The sequence below is a fragment of the Variovorax sp. ZS18.2.2 genome (assembly GCF_024701975.1).
Classification (GTDB): Bacteria; Pseudomonadota; Gammaproteobacteria; order Burkholderiales; family Burkholderiaceae_C; genus Variovorax.
Map to the genome: position 1 here is coordinate 259,166 of NZ_JANLNM010000004.1, position 18,292 is coordinate 277,457.

Genomic DNA, 18,292 nt, shown 5'->3' on the forward strand with positions numbered 1-18,292 from the left:
GTCTCGTCAGGAAATGATCCGGTCTCTTTGCTGAACGAGTTCAGCCGAGCGTTCTTCGATTGCACGAGCGGCGTATCGATCGGGCATTGTTGATTTCGTAGACCATCGACCTCGTTGGATCACGATTTCACGAGCATCACGGCCTTTTGACGTCGCAGTCTTGTAAACATGATTGAGGTTGGTGTGTCGCAGGACGTGAGGCGAGATGGTGGAAGGGAGCGATTCGAAGGATTTGAGTTTGGCGAGTATGCGATTCAGGTTCCTTCGGCCGAGGGGGCTTCCTTCGTACTTGCCCTCATGATTTACAAACAGAAAGGGCGTCGCTGAGTTTGATTTGAAGACGGCCGCTTCGCGATCGCCAACGATGTATTCAATGAGTTTGGTCGCAAGTGATGTGGAGATCGGCACCAAGCCACCCCCGGTCTTGCAAGCGGGTTCGTGCAATCGAGTGTCGGCAGGATCGTTCTGCGCTTCGACGACCTTGATGCATCCGGTGAGGTGCCCAGGCTTGTATTCCCACGACTCCATCACATCTACACAGCAGAGCTTGAGTAACTCTCCCGCTCTGAGGCCCGACTCGTGGAGTGTTTCCACTATCAAGCGGTCGCGCCGCCCCGTTGGAGTCTGAGGAAACGGGCCGCCATTCCCTATGGCTTTCTCGACCGCGCTTCGTTGCTGTTCGTTTAAGGAGCGCACCTCTACAGAATCGTCGCCGGTGGCGAGGTGCCTATCAAATTCCATTCGAATGCTCTGTGCGCTGGCCTCGAGCATTCGATGCTCCTCCGCCGTTAGTTCCGACCGAGGATCGCATTCCTTCGTTAGCCAAGCAACGTAGTTTCCGGTGGTCCTGATGCGGCGGTTTGAGGTGCCGAATTTGACGGCCTTGCCGGTTGCCAACTGAGCGAAGGTGGAGGATTCGTCTTGTAGCGCGGTTGCGAGCTTGTTGGCCGACAGGCATGCCCAACTGCAGTACTCAGTAATTTCTCTATTCCTCAGTGCACGTATGCCGGCAAGCACGCGACCTTCCGGACTGATGAAGGGCGTTTTCGCTTTTCCGGAGGTTTCAGCACGCCTTGCGCGAAGCAACTGCCATTCGAGAAAGAACGCGAGATCCAAAAGAACTGCGATCTGGGTGTTCAGCGGCTTCTGGCCGAATTCGTCGAGCAAAAAAGCTACTGCAAGCTCGTGTTGCAGTTCGGTTTCACGGTCGACAAGGACAACGCGGCGAACGGCATCACTGCCATCCGGCGATGTGTCCAACAGCAATTCAATTCGAAAACGAAGCGTCATGACCGAAACCTTACAAAGAGCGGGTCGTCTCGGCAACAAGATTGACGAATGGCCAAGGACGAAGGCTTCATTCGCTTCAAAAATCTTGTCAAATCCGGAAGAAATCCGATAAGTGTGTTCTCCGGCGTGCAAAACCTTCGTCGAAAGAGGATGTGGCCGGTGCCATGACGTCGGACGTGCGATCACGACAGTGGCGCGTCGAAGTTCTGGGTGTCAGTTGATTGCGACAGGCTTGGATGGCTGGCAATCAGCATTTGGGCCGAGCGAACGAGGGGCTGAGTTCCACTACGGCGCCGACGCTCCGCCTCGCAAAGTTCATGTGTGTGGAAGTTTTCAGACTTGCTGCTGAAGAACATTGATCCACTGACCAGGGCCTGACCAAGTCACGAAACCGTCACCGTGGCTCTCTAGATTAAACGTTTCCACGTATCTAGAAAGCTCTAAATGAAAAACCCAGCCGATCCCAAACAGATCGACTTCAACGACGAAGACTCCAACACCTCGCCCAACCCGACCTTCGACACGGTGCTGGCCGCGAGGCTGAGTCGCCGGGGCCTTCTGCGCGGTGGCGTCGGCACGGCAGGAACGGCCTTGCTGGGCGGCTTGGCAGTCGCAGGCTGCGGCGGCGGTGGGAGCAACGGCGTCAGCTTCCCCGTCCTGCCGCCCGCACCGGCTCCGGCCCCTGCACCAGCACCGCAACCTCCGACCGAGAAGCTTCTCGGGTTTGGCGCGGTTGCAAAGAGCTTGGCGGACGTTGTCTCCATTCCCGCTGGCTATTCTTTCAGCGTTCTCTACGCCCTGGGCGACCCGCTGACCGCTGGCACCACGGCGTACAAGAACGACGGCACGGACACGGATTTCGAAAACCGAGCCGGCGACCATCACGACGGCATGGAGTGGTTCGGCCTCGACGCGAGTGGAAAGTACTCCCTCACGTCCGCCGATCGCGGCCTGCTGGCGGTCAACCACGAAGCGACGACCGACGAAAAGCTCAGCTCGTTCTTCCTGCATGCCAATGGCGGAACCTCGACGCTGCCGCGCCCCGTTGCAGAGGTCGACAAAGAGATCGCCATTCACGGTATCTCCGTGGTCGAAGTCGCCAAGACATCGAACAAGTGGGCAACGGTTCCAGGCTCTAGCTTCAACTTCCGCCTGACGGCGCTGAGCGACATTGAAATCGCAGGGCCTGCACGCGGCAGCAGCTTGATGGTCACCAAATATTCGACCAATGGCACCCGCACCCGTGGAACGCTGAACAACTGCGGCACCGGAAAGACACCTTGGGGCACTTTCCTCACGGGCGAAGAGAACTGGTTCGGTTATTTCACACGCGGCGCCACCGACGACGCAGCGCGTGCCGACAAGAGTGTCGTGGCGCTCAAGCGCTACGGAAGCGCCCAGGGCGGTGCATCGCGTCACGGCTGGGAAAGCGCCGGCTCGGACGACAAATACGCTCGCTGGATCATCAGCAAGACCGGCGCGTCGGTCGACGGCAGCGACGACTACCGCAACGAACTCAACGGCATGGGCTACATCGTCGAGATCGACCCGTTCGACAAGAACAAGGCTGCTCGCAAGCGCACCGCGCTGGGCCGCTTCGCTCATGAGAGCGCCGCGTTCGGCGTGCCGACGGTCGGGCAATCCCTGGTCGTCTACATGGGCGATGACGCTCGCAACGAGTACATGTACAAGTTCGTCTCCACCGCGCTGTGGACGGCTGCAGACGCGAACCCGGCGGACCGCATGGCAACGGGCGACAAGTACCTGAACGATGGCAAGTTGTACGCCGCGAAATACAACCCGGACGGAACTGGCACATGGCTGGAACTGAGCTTCACCAATCCCATCGTTGCAGGCTACGCGACGTACGCGTTCGCCGACCAGGCCGATGTTTCGGTTCATTGTCGCCTTGCAGCCGATGCGGTCGGTGCGACGAAGATGGATCGGCCCGAGTGGGGCGCCGTGAACCCGGCCAATGGCGAGATCTACCAGACGCTGACCAACAACAGCAACCGCCGGATCGACCCGAGCGGGTCGTCGCAGCTTGCGCCCGACGCGGCCAATCCGCGCGTCTACACGGACATGAAGGGCGCAACGGCGCAGCAGGGCAACCCGAATGGCCACCTTCTGCGCATGAAGGAAGGCAGTGCGGGCGGTTCGGCCACAACGTTCACTTGGGACATCTATCTCCTCGGCGCCGAGGCCGGTGCTGACCAGAGTCTGGTCAATATCTCGAAGCTCACAGCCGACCAGGACTTCTCGAGTCCCGACGGTCTGGTCTTCAGCCCTTCGACAGGCATCTGCTGGATTCAGACGGACGATGGCGCCTACACCGATGTGACCAACTGCATGATGCTCGCCGGCCTACCCGGCAAGGTCGGCGATGGTGGCGCAAAAACCCTGAGCTACACCAAGGCCGACAGCAGCAAGCTCGATGTGCTGACCCAGGTGGGCAAGGCCCCGACGCCCGACACGCTCAAGCGCTTCCTGGTGGGTCCGTCGGCATGCGAGCTCACAGGCTTCTGCGAAACGCCGGACGGCAAGGCGATCTTCGTGAACATTCAGCACCCGGGCGAGAACACGAAGCAGGCCGACATTGCCGACCCGTCGAAGTACACGAGCCGTTGGCCCAGCAACGCCGGTTATGGCGCCGGTTCGCGGCCGCGCTCGGCGACGATCGTGATCACGAAGAACGATGGCGGCCGTATCGGCACCTGAGTGATCCGTGCGGCACTTCACCGTGCCGCTCAACGCCAAGGGGGCGCCGGCGAAACGTCGAGCGCCCCTTAGCTATGGCAATGCCACACCGCCGGCGCGCGCCCTCACTACTGGGAGCGTTGAATCAGGCCCGCGCGACGCGCTTGCGGGCGGGTGCTCGACGTCGCTGGACGACTTCTGCCACGCACTGTGGGAGTTCCACCTCGCAGTCCTCCCCGGAGCCATCACAGCAGTGCTCCACGAGGAAGGCGAGCAACTCGTTCATCTGCGCAAACTTCGCGCGGTAGTAAACGAACTTGCCTTCCTGCGTGCCTTGGATGAGGCCAGCGTGAGTCAACTCCTTCATATGGAACGACAGCGTCGCGGCAGGCAAAGCAAGCTCCTCACCGATTTTCCCGACGGACATGCCGCCGCTGCCTGCGACCACCAGCAGGCGGAAGATGGCCAGTCGAGAAGGCTGCGCCAGGGCGGCCAGGGCGACAACGGCGTTTTCAGAGTTCATGGAGCGTTTGGGCGAGGCAGACTTTCCCATATGACAGGGTGATGAGGTGAGTATGGCCCGAGCATATGTCAGTCCTGTTTCAGAAACGTCATCTGTCTGTCACGATCGCGCGCAAAGATAGTACGACTCTAGAAATCTAGATTTATGGATCAATAGCTTCATATGGGCTCATCACCCTTCCGCCGTGTTCTCTTACGACATCCCCAAAAGCGCGCTCATCGTTGCAAGTGACTCCGGAGCTCTCGAGTCGATCAGTGCGACCTGCCGACGCGGTGGCTTCGACGTGTTCCGAGCGCGCAACGACGTGGATGCGACCCGGTCGCTCGGACTTGGCTTGCCCAAGCTCGTCATCATCGACGTGCCGCGCGGTGGGCATGCCATGTTGGAGTGGGGACGGAAGCTGCGCAATCACCCCCGAACTGCCCACCTTCCGATCCTGACGACATGCATCCATGGCGACGCCGATATGGCGGTGGCCGCACTCGACGCCGGGATGGACGACTACGTCTCACGCCCATTCTCTTCGCACGAACTGCTGGCGCGCATCCGAGCTGTTATCCGGTGCCGCGCCCCTGAATTGCTGGAAGAAGATCTGGTCGCGGGCCCGCTGAGCTTTCGCTGGGTACACCGTGAAGTGATGGCAGTCGCAGGGGGACATCAAAGGAAAATACCAGTTGGCCCGACGGAGTACCGGTTGCTTTACTTCTTGGTCAGCCATCCCGAGACGGTGCATTCCCGCACGGAACTTTTGGACCGACTCTGGCCGTCCGGCGCACGCATTGCCGCCCGGACGGTTGATGCCCACATCCGGCGCCTGCGTGATTCCTTGGCACCTTTCGGGCTGCGAGACGTCGTTGAAACCGTTCTCAAAAGCGGCTACCGATTCACCCTACAGAAGAGTGGATAAATGGCTCGTGCCGATCAGCGGCAGTGACCGCAGTGTGGGCATCTCCAACAATCTCTCTACGGCAGCTCTCAAGCCAGCCGGAGGTCGAGTCGCCTACCCATAGCCAGCAAGGCTGCGGCGATGGTGTCGATCTTTGTCGGATGATGCAGGTCGACAAGGCGCGTGACCTCTTGAGGGCGCGCGTTCATCAGCCGCGCCAGCTCCGCTGGACGTTTGCCTTGAGCAATCATTTCGTTCAGCAAAAGCACCTTTGCGGAAACGCTTACGGGCAGATCCACTGCGACCTGTCCTTTTTTCAGCGGAGAAGGCATTGGCACGGGCCGCCTGTCCTCGAAATAGAAGTCCATCGCGGTCGTCAAGGCATCGGCCGCCAGCTCAATCGCTTCGGCTCGTTCCTTGGCGCCGGTCACTGCTTCCGGAATATCCGGGAAGGTCACCAGGTAGCCATCGCCATCCCGCGCCACTCGTGCGGGGTAGCTAAACATGGGTCATCTCAATCTTTAATTTCGAGCTGTCGCAGGATCGCTTTACGCAGCCCGTCGCCCAACTCTTTGGCATGACGCGGTAGCGTCGTCTGTTTACCGTTGACGTAAATCTTGGTGTGCTTTGCACCCTCAACAAACTTGGCGCCTTTCGACGCAAGGAAACGCTTGAACTCCGATGTTTTCATGTGTCCAACTAGGTTGATGAGCGCGGGAGAGCGCTCGATTTGCAGTTGCCATTTCTCTGTTTCCTTGATCAAGTTGAAAAAATCGACCTGTTGGGCCCTCAACCTCACTTGCAACGTCTTAGGTGCGCGCATGTTGTTCGGCGAAGGAGGTTTGCCGATGCTCCCTGTCACTGGGAGCATACGGAAAGCCCACGGCCAGTATAAACAAAAATGTTGATCTGCGCGAATGCATCACCGATGCGCATCGAGCCGCGATGCGGCAAGATCCGTGCATGGGCCTCTTGAACTTTCTCGTAAATCTGATCGTCCCTAACCTTCGGCCAGAGCCAACTCAAGCTGCCGCGCCCGCTGACGTCGATGGGATCCCGCGTTGGGCGCCGCCGCAGCGCCCGCCGGAACGCAAAGGTAAGCGCAAGACGGCAGAAGAATTAGAGGCAGAACGTGCGAGCCTTGCCGCTCACATGCTGGAGCTCGCGCAGAAGCGAATTGCGAGGGACTTTCCGCGGGCGCAGGCCGCCGGAATCACCCACTATCGTTGGCGCTCTATGGGCGACAGTGGCGGTGCATGCCCCACGTGCGTCAGCCGGGAGGGTAAGAAATTCCGTCTGGATCGACGTCCTTCTCATGGTCACCCGGGCGAAGCGTCGTGCGGTGAACGAGGGTACTGTCGCTGCTACCCCGAAATGATCGTCCCCGGGTTCGATTAACCCCTGCAGCCGAGATGCAGCCTGCCTACCGACTCGATTCCAAGGCCTCGCGCGCAACTAGCTGCCGAGCGTTCCCGCCCGAGCCACGTCGCGAAAGCCCATCACGGCATGCGAATGGACTGGGCGCGGCGGTTGAGTTTTTAACGTAGCCAAGCGCAGCCTTTTTCGCGATCGTCTCAACGCCATTCGAAAAAACTGTCATCAGCGCACGTTGGTCTGGTCGTCGACACCGCCGCGGCGCTTTGGCAGGCTCCCTTGACGATTACTTGATTTGCTTCACCCAGTAAGCCTCGATCTGCTGGACCAGTGTGCTCGGCAGCGGAACATAGTCAAACTTCTGTGCGTCGGCCTGGCCGCTTTCGAGGGCCCATTTGAAGAAGCTCAGGGCTTCCTTGCTGGCGGGCGCATTCTTCGGGTCTTTGTACATCAGCACGAAGGTGGTCGCTGCGATGGGCCACGAGTCTTTGCCGGGGGCATCGGTGATGACTTCGTAGAAATCCTCCGCCTTCCATTCGGCGCTTGCTGCAGCAGCCTGGAACGATGCAGCGCTCGGGTCTACGAACATACCGGCCTTGTTCTTGACCTGGGCGTACTTCATTTTGTGCTTCACGGCGTACGACAGCTCGACGTATCCAATGGCGCCTTTCGTGGCGTTGACATAGGTGGCCACGCCCTCATTGCCCTTGCCTGCGACGCCGACCGGCCATTGAACGACCGTGTCATTGCCGACCTTGGTTTTCCATTCTTCGCTCGACTTGGACAGGTAGTTGACCCAGTTGAAGGTCGTCCCCGAACTGTCCGAACGGCGCACGACCGTGATCTTCTGGTCCGGCAACGCGACACCCGGATTGAGCGCGCCAATCGCCGGGTCGTTCCACTTCGTCACCTTGCCAAGGTAGATGTCTGCCAGAACGGTACCCGTGAGCTTCAAAGGGGCCGCAGCGGCGACATCGACGTTCACTACTGGCACAACACCACCGACGACCAAGGGAAACTGCGCAAGACCGCTCTTGCTCAACTCGTCCGGGGCAAGCGGTTTGTCCGAGGCGCCGAATGTGACCATGCCAGCCTTGATCTGTGCGATCCCGCCTCCGGAGCCGATGGACTGGTAGTTCACCCTGGCGCCGGTTTTTTCGTGGTACGTGGCGGCCCACTTCGAGAGGATCGGGTAGACGAATGTAGACCCAGCGCCCATAACGTCTGCGGCGTGTGCGCCAGCACCTGCAAAGATTAGTGCGGCCGCTGATGCGCGCAGGACGTTCACGCGAAGCCGGTTCGCGCGGCCAGCGGCGAGGAGCATCCAAGTACGTGCGGAGCTGCGTTTGTGGGCGATGGGCATGATGGCACTTCCTTGTTTCGATATCACCAGATTTATGGAAATGTAGTCTCCCCAACATTCGTGACGAACAGATGACAGTAGCTTCTGCTTGGTGCCGCAGAACCTGGCTCAATCCTCCGCCTTGGATATGAATGGGGCGCTTCAGCCGGCGGCTGACTGATCTACCCACCACGACCCCGTGGACTGTCATTTCGTTGTCACAGAGGCTCCACAGAATCCGCCCAACAACTCCATAAATCTAGAAATCTAGGAGTTTGGAGCTAATCCCTTCACCCTCATCACGGAAAGACCCAATGAAAAAGTTCGCTTTCAAGCTCACGTTCGCCGCTGTAGCGCTGTCGGCACTGGCAGCCCCCAGCTTCGCCCAGGTTGTGAAGATCGACGGATCCTCCACGGTGTTTCCGCCAACGGAAGGGGTTGCCGAGGACTTCCAGAAGCTGAAAAAAGGTGCCATGAAGGTCACCGTAGGTATCTCTGGCACGGGCGGTGGCTTCAAGAAGTTCTGCCGCAACGAAACCGACATTTCGAACGCCTCCCGCCCCATCCTCAAAGCTGAGATGGAAGCCTGCAAGGCTGCCGGTGTGGAGTACTACGAGCTGCCAGTGGGCTTCGATGCATTGACTGTGGTCGTCAACCCGAAGAACACCTTCCTGAGCCAGCTCTCGGTGGCCGAGCTGAAGACCATGTGGGAGCCTGCGGCACAAGGCAAGATCACCAGCTGGAAGCAGGTCAATCCTGCCTTCCCCGATGCGCCGATCAAGCTTTACGGCGCTGGCTCTGACTCGGGCACGTTCGACTACTTCACCGAAGCGATCAACGGCAAGGCCAAGGCCAGCCGTGGCGACTACGCTGCAACGGAAGACGACCATGTGACGGTCAAGGGCGTGGCCGGCGATGTGAACGCACTCGGCTACCTGGGCTACGCCTACTACGCAGAGAACCAGAAGACGCTGAAGGCTCTTCCCATCGTCGAGAAGGCTGGCAAGGCTGCTGTATTGCCCAGCGAACAGAACGTCATCAACGGCACCTACCAGCCGCTGGCCCGCCCGATATTCATCTACGTGAACACGAAGGCCATGGAGCGCCCTGAGGTCAAGGAATTCGTGGCCTTCTACATGAAGGAAGGCTCGCGAATCATGAAGGAGGTCAAGTACGTTCCCCTGCCCGCCAGCGCCTACAAGAACAACGAGGAGCATCTGGCCAAGGGCAAGAAAGGCACGGTCTTTGGTGGCATCGCCGAAGTGGGCGTGACGATCGAAGAACTTCAACGGCGCGAAGCCAAGCTCTGAGCACGAGCGATTCAATGGCGGCGGTGAGGTCGAACCTCTCCTGCCGCATTGCTCTGCCTATTTGCCTCTTCTGGACGGTCCATCGTGAGCACCATGCCTAGTGAAATAAGAACTGTGCAGCAGAGCGGTGCCCTGACGGGAGCGGCCCGCCTTGCGCACTACGCGCGGCTGAAGAATTCACGCAAAAGACGCGAGAAGCTGATCGAACTGGTGCTGCTCCTCACGGCATGCGTCTCGGTGTTCACAACCATCGGAATTGTTTACATCCTGGTCAAGGAATCGGTGGTCTTCTTCGCCGAAGTACCGATCTCCCAGTTCTTGACGGACACCCAATGGACGCCGCTGTTCTCCGATGCGCACTTCGGCATCTGGGTGCTCATGTCCGGAACGATCACCAGTTCGCTGGTAGCGCTGTGCGTGGCCATTCCGCTGGGCACGTTGATCGCGATCTACCTGTCTGAATTTGCCGGTCACCGCAAGCGCGAAGTCCTCAAGCCCATCCTGGAGATCCTGTCCGGGATTCCGACCATCATCTACGGGTACTTCGCCCTGTTGTTCGTCACGCCACTGATCCAGAAGATCTACCCGGGCCTGCCCAGCTTCAACATTCTGTCGGCCGGCCTGGTCATGGGGATCATGATCATTCCCTACGTGTCGTCGCTGGCTGAAGATGCGATGCGCGCCGTTCCAATGAGCCTGCGCGAGGGCTCGTATGCGATGGGAGGAACCCGTTTGCAGACGTCCCTGCGGGTGGTGGTACCGGCTGCGACTTCCGGCATTGCCTCGGCCTACATCCTCGGGATCTCGCGTGCTGTCGGCGAGACCATGATTCTTGCGGTGGCTGCAGGCATGCAGCCCAACCTCACCTTCAATCCGCTCGAGCCCGCGGCAACCATCACCGCTTACATCGTCCAGGTGGCGTTGGGCGACCTGCCGCACGGAAGCGTTGGCTATCAGACGATCTTCGCTGCAGGCCTGTCGCTGATGGCGCTCACGCTCTTCTTCAACCTGGTCGGGCACTGGATGCGCCGCCGCTTTCGCGAGGTGTACTGATGCGCACCAAGACAGAAAATCTGCGAGCGCTGGTTCGTAAAAACAAGCGGTGGGACTTGGTATTCGGCATCCTGGGGATCCTGGCCATCTCGATCGCCATCCTGACCCTGCTTGCGCTGTTCGTGGACATGGCCATCACCGGCGTTCCTCGTTTGAGCACCGAGTTCTTCACGTCCTTTCCATCGCGGCGCGCCGCCAACGCGGGCATTCTTTCCTCCTGGGTGGGCTCGATCCTCGTGATGATGGTGACGGCTTTTGTCGCTGTGCCGATCGGTATCTCCAGCGCCATCTATCTCGAAGAATACGCGCGAAAAAACTGGTTCACCGACGTCATCGAGATCAACATCACCAATCTCGCCGGTGTTCCGTCCATCATCTATGGGCTGCTGGCACTGGGCTTGTTCATCTACACCTTCGGTCTGGGCCAGAGCATCCTGACAGCCGGACTGACCTTGGCGCTGCTGATACTGCCCATTGTGATCACCACGACGCGCGAAGCGTTGCGATCGATCCCTCAGCATGTGCGCGAAGGTGCATACGCCTGCGGTGCATCGCAGTTCCAGGTGGTCAGCCATCATCTGGTGCCGTACAGCCTGCCCGGCATCCTCACGGGCGTGATCATCGGCATGTCACGGGCGATTGGTGAGACCGCCCCGATCATCACCATCGGCGCACTGACGTTCATCGCCTTCCTGCCGCCTGCGCCTTTCTCCGGCGATCCGCCCGCAGGCCTCTTCGATTGGCTGATGTCTCCCTTCACGGTCATGCCGATCCAGATCTTCAACTGGACCTCGCGGCCCGACCCTGCGTTTCTCCAGAACGCTGCGGCGGCCAGCTTCGTTCTCGTTCTCATGACTCTGTGCATGAATGGTCTGGCGATCTGGCTGCGGTATCGCCTGCGCAAGAACATCAAGTGGTGAGCCCGCCATGCCGTCACCTCAGCCACTCCACGAGCAAAAGATCCAGAACATGACGCCACCCATCCTGTCAGGCACGTCGCCGGCCCCAGCGCTCAAGGCCGAATCCCGCAACCTCGAGTTCTTCTACGGCACGTTCAAGGCACTCAAGGGCATCTCCATGCCTGTCTACGAAAACCAGGTGACCGCATTGATCGGTCCCAGCGGTTGCGGCAAGTCCACCTATCTGCGCTGCTTCAACCGCATGCACGACCTGTACCCTGGCAATCGCTATGTGGGCAACATTCAGCTGCATCCCGACCAGGTCGATCTGCTGGACCCGTCAGTGGACCCGATCGAGGTGCGGATGCGGATTTCCATGGTCTTCCAGAAGCCCAATCCGTTTCCGAAGTCGATCTTCGAGAACGTGGCTTACGGCTTGAAGGTTCGCGGCGAGAAGTCGCGCTCGTATCTGCAGGACAAGGTCGAAGTCGCACTCAAGAATGCAGCGCTGTGGGGCGAGGTCAAGGACAGGCTCGACGAGCTCGCGATGAACCTCTCTGGTGGTCAGCAGCAACGGCTGTGTATTGCCAGGTCACTGGCGACCGATCCGGAGATCATTCTGTTCGATGAGCCCACGTCCGCGCTGGACCCGATCGCGACCGGGAGCATTGAGGAGCTCATCGGTGAGATCAAGGAAAAAGTGACGGTTCTCATCGTCACGCACAACATGCAGCAGGCGGCCCGCGTATCTGATTACACGGCCTACATGTACCTGGGCGAACTCATGGAGTTCGGTTTGACGAAAGACCTTTTCATGAAGCCGAAACGCAAAGAGACAGAGGACTACATCACCGGACGCTTCGGCTGATCGAATCATGCCAACCAAACATCTGTCCACGCAGTTCGACGCCGAACTCCAGGCCATCTCGGGCCAGGTGATGGCCATGGGGGGCCTCGTCGAAAACCAGATCGCCCAGGCTATCCACGGACTGGCGAGCTTCGCACCGGATGTTGCCGATGGCGTTCTGCTTCGCGAAGCGCAGGTGAACTTGATGGAAATGGAAATCGACAGGGATCTGTCCGCCATCATTGCCAGGCGGCAGCCGGCTGCGATCGATCTGCGGCTGCTGATCGCGATGTCGAAGATCACCGCCAACCTGGAACGTGTCGGAGATGAAGCGGCCAAGATTGCGCGGATGGCAAAGTCGATGCACGAACAAAGTGCTGGCATTGTCATGCCAACATCCGATCTGAGCCTCGAGGCCCAGCTCGCCTCGACATTGCTTCGGCGCGCTCTCGATGCTTTCGCGCGGCTGGATGCAGTGGAGGCCCAGTCCATCATTGCGAGCGACGATGAGATCGACCTCGAATTCGATGGATTCGTGCGCAAGTTGGTTACGTACATGATGGACGATCCACGCGCGATTTCGGCCAGCCTGAGCTTGCTCTTCGTGGCGAAGGCCATCGAGCGGATTGGCGACCATGCGAAGAACCTGGCCGAGTTCACGATCTACGTGGTCAACGGAATGGATGTGCGTCACGCATCCATTGCCCGGGAAGACACGACCGATCAGGACGCGGGAGCAGAGAAGATCGAAGGCAGTGCCCGACCCGCGGTCGGGTAGACCTTTGCTGTCGATCAGCCTGACCCCTCGGCGCCGGGGAAGAGGCGAATGCCTGCCAGGCTCAGCGCAGCAATCAACACCACCGTCGTCACGATGAAAACGACCCACAGCGTGCGCTGCCGCACGGAGTACTTGCTTGCTACCCACATGGCCAAGAAGCCAAGGGCCACGGCCGCAAAGTACAACGCCAAACTGATGAGCCTGGATGCCATGTTTCCACTCGCAATCTGATCGACCGGCGGAAGAGCCAATTATTTCATCTTCAGAATCCAAGTCACAAGTGCTTTCGCATCGGCGTCCGAGAGCTGCGCGTTGGGCGGCATGGGAACACTGCCCCATGCGCCCGAGCCACCTTTTTTCACCTTCGCGATGAGCTTGTCGGTGGCAGTGGCATCGCCGGCGTACTTGGCTGCAATGTCCTTGAATGCAGGGCCCACCACCTTGGTGTCTTTGGCGTGGCACGCCATGCAGCTGTTCTTGGCCGCAAGCGCGTCGCTGGCCTGGGCTATTGGCGAAAGAAGGCTGAGTGTGGCGGCTAGGCTGGCAAGCGTGATGATCGATCGAGACAAAAGAGTTCTCCAGTGAGATGAAATACAGCGAGCTCAAACGCTCAAGGTGCGAAAGACCGAGCCCGCATCCGGACGCTCTCGAGCGGGCTTGGGCTGGTCGGTTGTGCCAACTGCAATGAAGCAGACGGCTTGTTCATGTGACTTCAGCGAGAACAGATCCCGTACGGCCGCGGCCTGTAGCGACCGGCCGCTGGTCAACCCACTGCCGTAACCCATTGAAGTCGCACTCAGAAGAATGTTCTGGATGGCACAGCCCAGGGAGATGAGCCGCTCTGTGTGAGAAATTCCATTGGGCTCTGCATCGAGATGGGCGACCGCCAGAAGGAGGCAAGGCGCTCGATCGGCCTTCTCCCTGGCAGCCTCTATCTGCGCTTGTGTTGCGCCGGGATCGCGCTCGATCAGCGCTCTTGCGAAAGCGTCGCCGAGCGTTGGGCGCGACACCGTGGGGATCAGGATGAAATGCCACGGCGTGAGCAACCCGTGATCGGGCGCTGTCACCGCAGCTTCCATCAAGCAAGAGAGTTCATCCGCGCCCGGTCCCGGCTCGACCAACCGCCTGGGCGAGATGTTTCGCCGCGTGGCCAGCAGTTGGTGCGTCCCGGCGCGCGGGTCTTCTGGGACCGGCCGTGCCCGACTCGAATATGAACCCGGCGCAGCGCGCTCGATATGTGCGTCGGATGTCTTCATGCGAAATGCCGGTCCTTGAACGACACGGTCGCCTTGTAGTCGGCCAAAGTACCAACCCGCCGGATGCTGGCCCACGCACCCTTGTAGTAGGGAATGATGTTTCGATCGGTCCAGTCGGTCGTGAGGTTGCCTGCAATGCCGTTGAAGTAACCAAAGAGCATGAACGTCTGACCGGTCTTGATGGACTTGGTCGGATACACCATCGCGTACGTGCCGCCGTAGTCGTTGAAAACCTCGACCACATCACCGGCGCCCACGCCCGACGCCTTCGCGTCGTCTGGATTCATTTCGAGGTACGCCATCGGATAGCGACCCTTGACCTGCTCGTTGTATTGATCGTGATATGCCGTCTGCCAGACCTCGTTGGCACGACCGTTGTTGATCCAGAACTTGTGCTTTTCCTTCTGCCCCGCGACCGGCTTGGGAAGGCCATTCCAAGCGGCGGGCTTGAAGGCCGCCTTGCCATCTTTCGTGTCGAACTTGCCGTCGGTGTAGATCATCTCCGTGCCGATCAACTTGCCGTTCTTGACTTCCTTGATGGGAAGCTGCACACCGTTGTTGCCGGCCTTTCGAAGCAGTTCGTAGGTGGCCAGATAGCCGGTGTCGCCGCCCTGGCTGTCGATGGCCGAGACGCCAGGCCGACCCGCACGCCTGAACCCGTCGTTGAATGCGTCCTCTTCGGACCTCCAGTCGAAACCTTCGAACTGGGCCGCCTTGGCTGTGTTGCCCGCTTGGGTGTAGAGCGCTTTCAACGCATTGGCGATGTCTGCCGCGATGAGGCAGTCGGGCTTGGCGGATCCGGGAGGGTCCATGAATTTCTCGGACAGTCGCAACCGCCGCTCCCCATTCATCGACGTGAGATTCATCTCGCCGGGATGCGCTGCAGGCATCAGCAACTGGGCTGCCTCGGCGAGCTTGGTCGGGTACAGGTTGATCCCGACGACGAAGAGACCGCCCTTGTTCTTGCATGCGTCGTAGATGACGTCGACCATGGCGGCCACATCTGCACCACGTGCCTTGGCCATCGCTTCGCGAACGATGTTGGCTCTGCGGGTGAGGGCCTCGCGATGCCGCTCCGCATTGTTGGTGCTCTGAAACGGATTGGTCCCCCAGATCGTGTACATCAGACCGCGACCCTGGATGACCTCCTGGTCGATATAGATCTTCTTGTCGCCGGGATACGGCGGGCGCGTGTAGCCCTCCTGGTGACCACCCATGCGAACCACGCCAGTGCCGCGACGTCCGACGTTCTGCGTCGCAATGACCAAGCTCACCAGCGCGCTCTGGATCACGTAGTTGTCGTTGCCCCAGATGATCCCTTTTTCGTACGGGTGCATCGTGCGGGGACGATGGCCGGAGGCCTTCGGCTTGTAGGCCCACTCGGCGGCCTGCTTGATTTTTTCAACCGACAGACCGGTGATCCTGGCGCCGTCCGCCAGCGACATCCGGTTCGTCTTGAGCGCTTCCTCGAAGCCGGTGGTGCGCTGGGCGATGAAGTCCTTGTCGTGCCAGCCCTGGTCGACGACGTAGGTGAAGAGCGTGTTGAAGAGTGCCGTGTCGGTCCCGGGCTCCAGATCCAGGTGAAGCACGTTTTCCTTGCCGGCCACCTGCTCCGAGATCGCGATCGTCGATGTCCGCCGCGGATCGACGACGATGATCTTCGCGGCCGCCGCCGTCTCGCCGGGGAACCACTTCTTTTTCTTGTCGACCGTGCCGCCCGACAGGTTGGGCACCCAGTGATTCAGGAAGTAATTGGTTTGGGTCTCGTAGGAATTGCAGCCCGTTGCGAGGATGCAGTCCGCCAGTTCGGCGTCCTCGTAGCTGTTGTTGAGCTCGCCGATGCCCATCTCGCGTGTGGCATGGCATTCGGAGTTGTAGGCCGGGCGGTTGTGGATGCGCGCCATCGGCGTCTTCAACGCCGAGAACATCAGCTTGCCCGTCCCCCAGGTGTTCTCGAAACCGCCGCCTGCGCCGCCGTGGTCGAAGCAGTCGAACATCACGCCCGAGGGACCGTCGGTGTCCAGGATCTTCTTGGTCACGCCAGCGTAGATGGCCAGGGCCTCGTTCCAGTTGGTGTCGAGCCATTCGCTGCCGCGAAAGATGCGCGGTGTCTTCAGGCGCTCCTTGCCGATGCCGTCCGCCGAATACATGTACGACCCCATCCTGCCGCCGCGCACGGACGAGAGGCCGCTGTTGACCACGCACTCCTTGTCCGGCACGACCATGATGTTCCAGCGTTTGCCGGTTCGATCTGTGATGGTGTTCGTCATGGCCGGCGTCATCGTGATCGCCATCGGCGGCAACTGCTTGCGGAAGTCCATCCCGAGTGCGTTGTCGCCGGCTGCGCGCCCGCCCTCACGGCTCGCATCCCACTTGTAGACGTGGTAGCCGCAACCGACGATGCAGAAGTGGCATGTCATGTTGGTTTTCTGGGCGTCCTTGGTGGGCAAGGCGATACGGTCTCGAATGTCGGTAGTCATGACCCTGCCTCCTTAGAGCACGTTGGACTGGCGGCCATACAACAAGCCGTTGATGGCGACGGCCTGCACGCTGTCGCTGCGCGAGTCGTACTCCAGCAGGACCTGCGGCAGGTCTTCCGTGGCCTGACCACAGACCATCTGCCCTTTGTTCTCCGGATCGAACACGGAAAAATGACAGCCGCACTTGAACGTCTTGGTGCCGGTGTCGTAAGCGACAGGGCAGCCCATGTGCGTGCACATGGCGCTGTACGCGACGATGTCGTTGTTGGGGCCAACGCCCCCTGGCACAGGCGAACCCATGCGGATGGCGTAGCAAGGCGAACTGGCGTCGGGATAGCTGAAGTTGACGGCTTGGTTCACGGGCATCGCAGCGGCCTTGCCGACCGCGCGCTTCGGATAGTTCAAGGTGGTGGCGCCGGGAGCGGACGGCGATGCGGCCGGTGCGCCGTGGGCGGGTGTCAAGGCAGAGGTGGCCAGCGCCGCGGCACTGCCGCCGCTGGTCATCATGAAGATGCGTCGGCTGACTTTCGGGTTTTCCATCGTGTCTCCGTTGTTGGGGCAAACGTCTTCTGTGCGCAAGACAGGTGCCAACGGAGCTTTCCAATGTTTTCAACGACTTAGAACAAAGTCGCCTCGGGAATGTCCGAATCACGTAACGCCACTTCCGCGGGTAAGTTACGAACTCGTAACGTCCCACGATCCCACACATGCAACGAAGAACGCTGCTCCAGGCGCTGCCGGCGCTGGTCGGCTTGGGTGCGGCCAACGCAGCCGATCGGCCGCGCATCCGCATCGGCTTGACGGCTGTCATCCTGGCTGACCAGGTTGCGTTTCTTTCGCGCTGGGGCAGCTATCTGTCCAGCCGGACGGGGGTATCAGTGACCTTCTCCGCTCGCGAGTCCTACCAGCAGATCCTGGATCTGCTGTTCGGCGGTCAACTCGAAGCTGCCTGGATCTGCGGTTATCCCTACGTGCTTCAGCAGGCACGCCTGGAGCTGCTGGCCGTGCCGATCTATGAGGACAAGCCGCTGTACCGGTCCTACCTCATCCGTTCCGCCGGCAAGAGCAATGGCATTGAAGGCTGGGCCGATCTGAAGGGGCGCGTGCTCGCGTACTCGGATCCCCTTTCCAACTCGGGATGGCTGGTGCCGCAAGCGCAGCTGCGTGCTGCGGGCCTTCTTCCCCGTGATCTGCGTCGCGGTTTCTTTGCCCATGGCCACCGCAACGTTGCGGAAGCCGTCGCCGCCCGGCTGGCCGATGCCGGCTGCATCGACGGCTATGTGTGGGAGACGATGCGGCGGCAGAAGATGGCCGCGGCCGAGCGAACCGAGGTCGTCTGGCGCTCTGAGCCGTATGGTTTCCCGCCGCTGGTGGTGCGCGCGGGAGCGCTCGGCGAGCTGAGGCAGCAGCTACGCTCTTCATTGCTTGCCATGAGCCAGGACGCGGAAGGCCAATCTTTGCTGCAGGCGCTCAACCTCGATGGATTCGCGCAGGAGCCGGGCAGCATCTTCGCTTCGATCGAGAAGCTGGCGGCCGAGCAGGAACGCGTGAGCTGAA

The 18,292-nt window shown here is 60.2% G+C and carries 18 protein-coding genes; 8 read left to right on the plus strand and 10 right to left on the minus strand.

Features of this window, described 5'->3' with window-relative positions; all coding sequences use genetic code 11:
* Window positions 1–6: 6 nt before the first annotated feature.
* On the minus strand, window positions 7–1,290 hold the full coding sequence (locus tag NU688_RS18025; protein ID WP_257862135.1) for a tyrosine-type recombinase/integrase: 1,284 nt from the start codon (window positions 1,288–1,290) through the stop codon (window positions 7–9).
* A gap of 444 nt (window positions 1,291–1,734) precedes the next feature.
* Between NU688_RS18025 and NU688_RS18030 the strand changes: the two genes are divergently transcribed.
* Window positions 1,735–4,008, plus strand: a complete 2,274-nt coding sequence (locus tag NU688_RS18030) for a PhoX family phosphatase (RefSeq protein ID WP_257862136.1) — start codon at window positions 1,735–1,737, stop codon at window positions 4,006–4,008.
* Window positions 4,009–4,132: 124 nt separating this feature from the next.
* Here the strand turns inward: NU688_RS18030 and NU688_RS18035 are convergent, their stop codons facing one another.
* Window positions 4,133–4,510, minus strand: coding sequence for a helix-turn-helix transcriptional regulator (locus tag NU688_RS18035; RefSeq protein ID WP_257862137.1), 378 nt, complete (start codon window positions 4,508–4,510; stop codon window positions 4,133–4,135).
* 184 nt (window positions 4,511–4,694) lie between these two features.
* Here NU688_RS18035 and NU688_RS18040 point away from each other — a divergent pair, with 184 nt between their 5' ends.
* A complete protein-coding gene (locus tag NU688_RS18040; protein ID WP_257862139.1) occupies window positions 4,695–5,417 on the plus strand; it encodes a winged helix-turn-helix domain-containing protein in 723 nt (240 codons plus the stop codon).
* Window positions 5,418–5,485: 68 nt separating this feature from the next.
* Here NU688_RS18040 and NU688_RS18045 read toward each other — a convergent pair whose 3' ends face one another.
* The 3 genes from NU688_RS18045 to pstS all read right to left on the minus strand — a co-directional run bounded on the left by NU688_RS18045 (window position 5,486) and on the right by pstS (window position 8,094).
* Entirely contained in the window at window positions 5,486–5,902 is a 417-nt protein-coding gene (locus NU688_RS18045; protein WP_257862140.1) for a type II toxin-antitoxin system HicB family antitoxin, read from the minus strand.
* An 8-nt stretch (window positions 5,903–5,910) separates the two neighbouring features.
* Window positions 5,911–6,219 carry a type II toxin-antitoxin system HicA family toxin gene (locus NU688_RS33980; protein ID WP_308340312.1) on the minus strand — a complete coding sequence of 103 codons (309 nt, stop codon included), beginning with the start codon at window positions 6,217–6,219 and terminating at the stop codon, window positions 5,911–5,913.
* An 837-nt stretch (window positions 6,220–7,056) separates the two neighbouring features.
* Window positions 7,057–8,094: a phosphate ABC transporter substrate-binding protein PstS gene (gene pstS / locus NU688_RS18055; protein WP_374684663.1), complete on the minus strand. Its 1,038-nt coding sequence runs from the start codon at window positions 8,092–8,094 to the stop codon at window positions 7,057–7,059.
* A 332-nt stretch (window positions 8,095–8,426) separates the two neighbouring features.
* On the opposite strand from pstS, the gene NU688_RS18060 reads away from it, so the two are divergent.
* From NU688_RS18060 to phoU, 5 genes are all read left to right on the plus strand, one after another.
* Window positions 8,427–9,422, plus strand: coding sequence for a PstS family phosphate ABC transporter substrate-binding protein (locus tag NU688_RS18060; protein WP_257862142.1), 996 nt, complete (start codon window positions 8,427–8,429; stop codon window positions 9,420–9,422).
* Between the two features lie 93 nt (window positions 9,423–9,515).
* Window positions 9,516–10,475, plus strand: a complete 960-nt coding sequence (pstC, locus tag NU688_RS18065; RefSeq protein WP_257862417.1) for a phosphate ABC transporter permease subunit PstC — start codon at window positions 9,516–9,518, stop codon at window positions 10,473–10,475.
* Window positions 10,475–11,395: a phosphate ABC transporter permease PstA gene (gene pstA / locus NU688_RS18070; RefSeq protein WP_257862144.1), complete on the plus strand. Its 921-nt coding sequence runs from the start codon at window positions 10,475–10,477 to the stop codon at window positions 11,393–11,395. The genes pstC and pstA overlap by 1 nt, the downstream gene beginning before the upstream one ends.
* Window positions 11,396–11,444: 49 nt before the next feature.
* Window positions 11,445–12,242 carry a phosphate ABC transporter ATP-binding protein PstB gene (pstB, locus tag NU688_RS18075; RefSeq protein WP_257862145.1) on the plus strand — a complete coding sequence of 266 codons (798 nt, stop codon included), beginning with the start codon at window positions 11,445–11,447 and terminating at the stop codon, window positions 12,240–12,242.
* Between the two features lie 7 nt (window positions 12,243–12,249).
* Window positions 12,250–12,999 carry a phosphate signaling complex protein PhoU gene (gene phoU / locus NU688_RS18080; RefSeq protein WP_257862146.1) on the plus strand — a complete coding sequence of 250 codons (750 nt, stop codon included), beginning with the start codon at window positions 12,250–12,252 and terminating at the stop codon, window positions 12,997–12,999.
* Between the two features lie 14 nt (window positions 13,000–13,013).
* Here the strand turns inward: phoU and NU688_RS18085 are convergent, their stop codons facing one another.
* Genes NU688_RS18085 through NU688_RS18105 form a run of 5 tightly spaced genes read right to left on the minus strand, consistent with a single transcriptional unit; the run spans window position 13,014 to window position 17,275 of the window.
* On the minus strand, window positions 13,014–13,211 hold the full coding sequence (locus NU688_RS18085) for a hypothetical protein (protein WP_257862147.1): 198 nt from the start codon (window positions 13,209–13,211) through the stop codon (window positions 13,014–13,016).
* Between the two features lie 39 nt (window positions 13,212–13,250).
* Window positions 13,251–13,568: a c-type cytochrome gene (locus tag NU688_RS18090; RefSeq protein ID WP_257862148.1), complete on the minus strand. Its 318-nt coding sequence runs from the start codon at window positions 13,566–13,568 to the stop codon at window positions 13,251–13,253.
* Window positions 13,569–13,601: 33 nt separating this feature from the next.
* A complete protein-coding gene (locus NU688_RS18095; protein ID WP_257862150.1) occupies window positions 13,602–14,255 on the minus strand; it encodes a nitroreductase in 654 nt (217 codons plus the stop codon).
* Window positions 14,252–16,735, minus strand: a complete 2,484-nt coding sequence (locus NU688_RS18100) for an arsenate reductase (azurin) large subunit (RefSeq protein WP_257862152.1) — start codon at window positions 16,733–16,735, stop codon at window positions 14,252–14,254. The genes NU688_RS18095 and NU688_RS18100 overlap by 4 nt, the downstream gene beginning before the upstream one ends.
* Before the next feature lie 12 nt (window positions 16,736–16,747).
* Window positions 16,748–17,275: an arsenate reductase (azurin) small subunit gene (locus NU688_RS18105; RefSeq protein ID WP_257862154.1), complete on the minus strand. Its 528-nt coding sequence runs from the start codon at window positions 17,273–17,275 to the stop codon at window positions 16,748–16,750.
* Between the two features lie 167 nt (window positions 17,276–17,442).
* Between NU688_RS18105 and NU688_RS18110 the strand changes: the two genes are divergently transcribed.
* Window positions 17,443–18,291, plus strand: a complete 849-nt coding sequence (locus tag NU688_RS18110) for a PhnD/SsuA/transferrin family substrate-binding protein (RefSeq protein WP_257862157.1) — start codon at window positions 17,443–17,445, stop codon at window positions 18,289–18,291.
* The last annotated feature ends 1 nt before the right edge of the window (window position 18,292 follow it).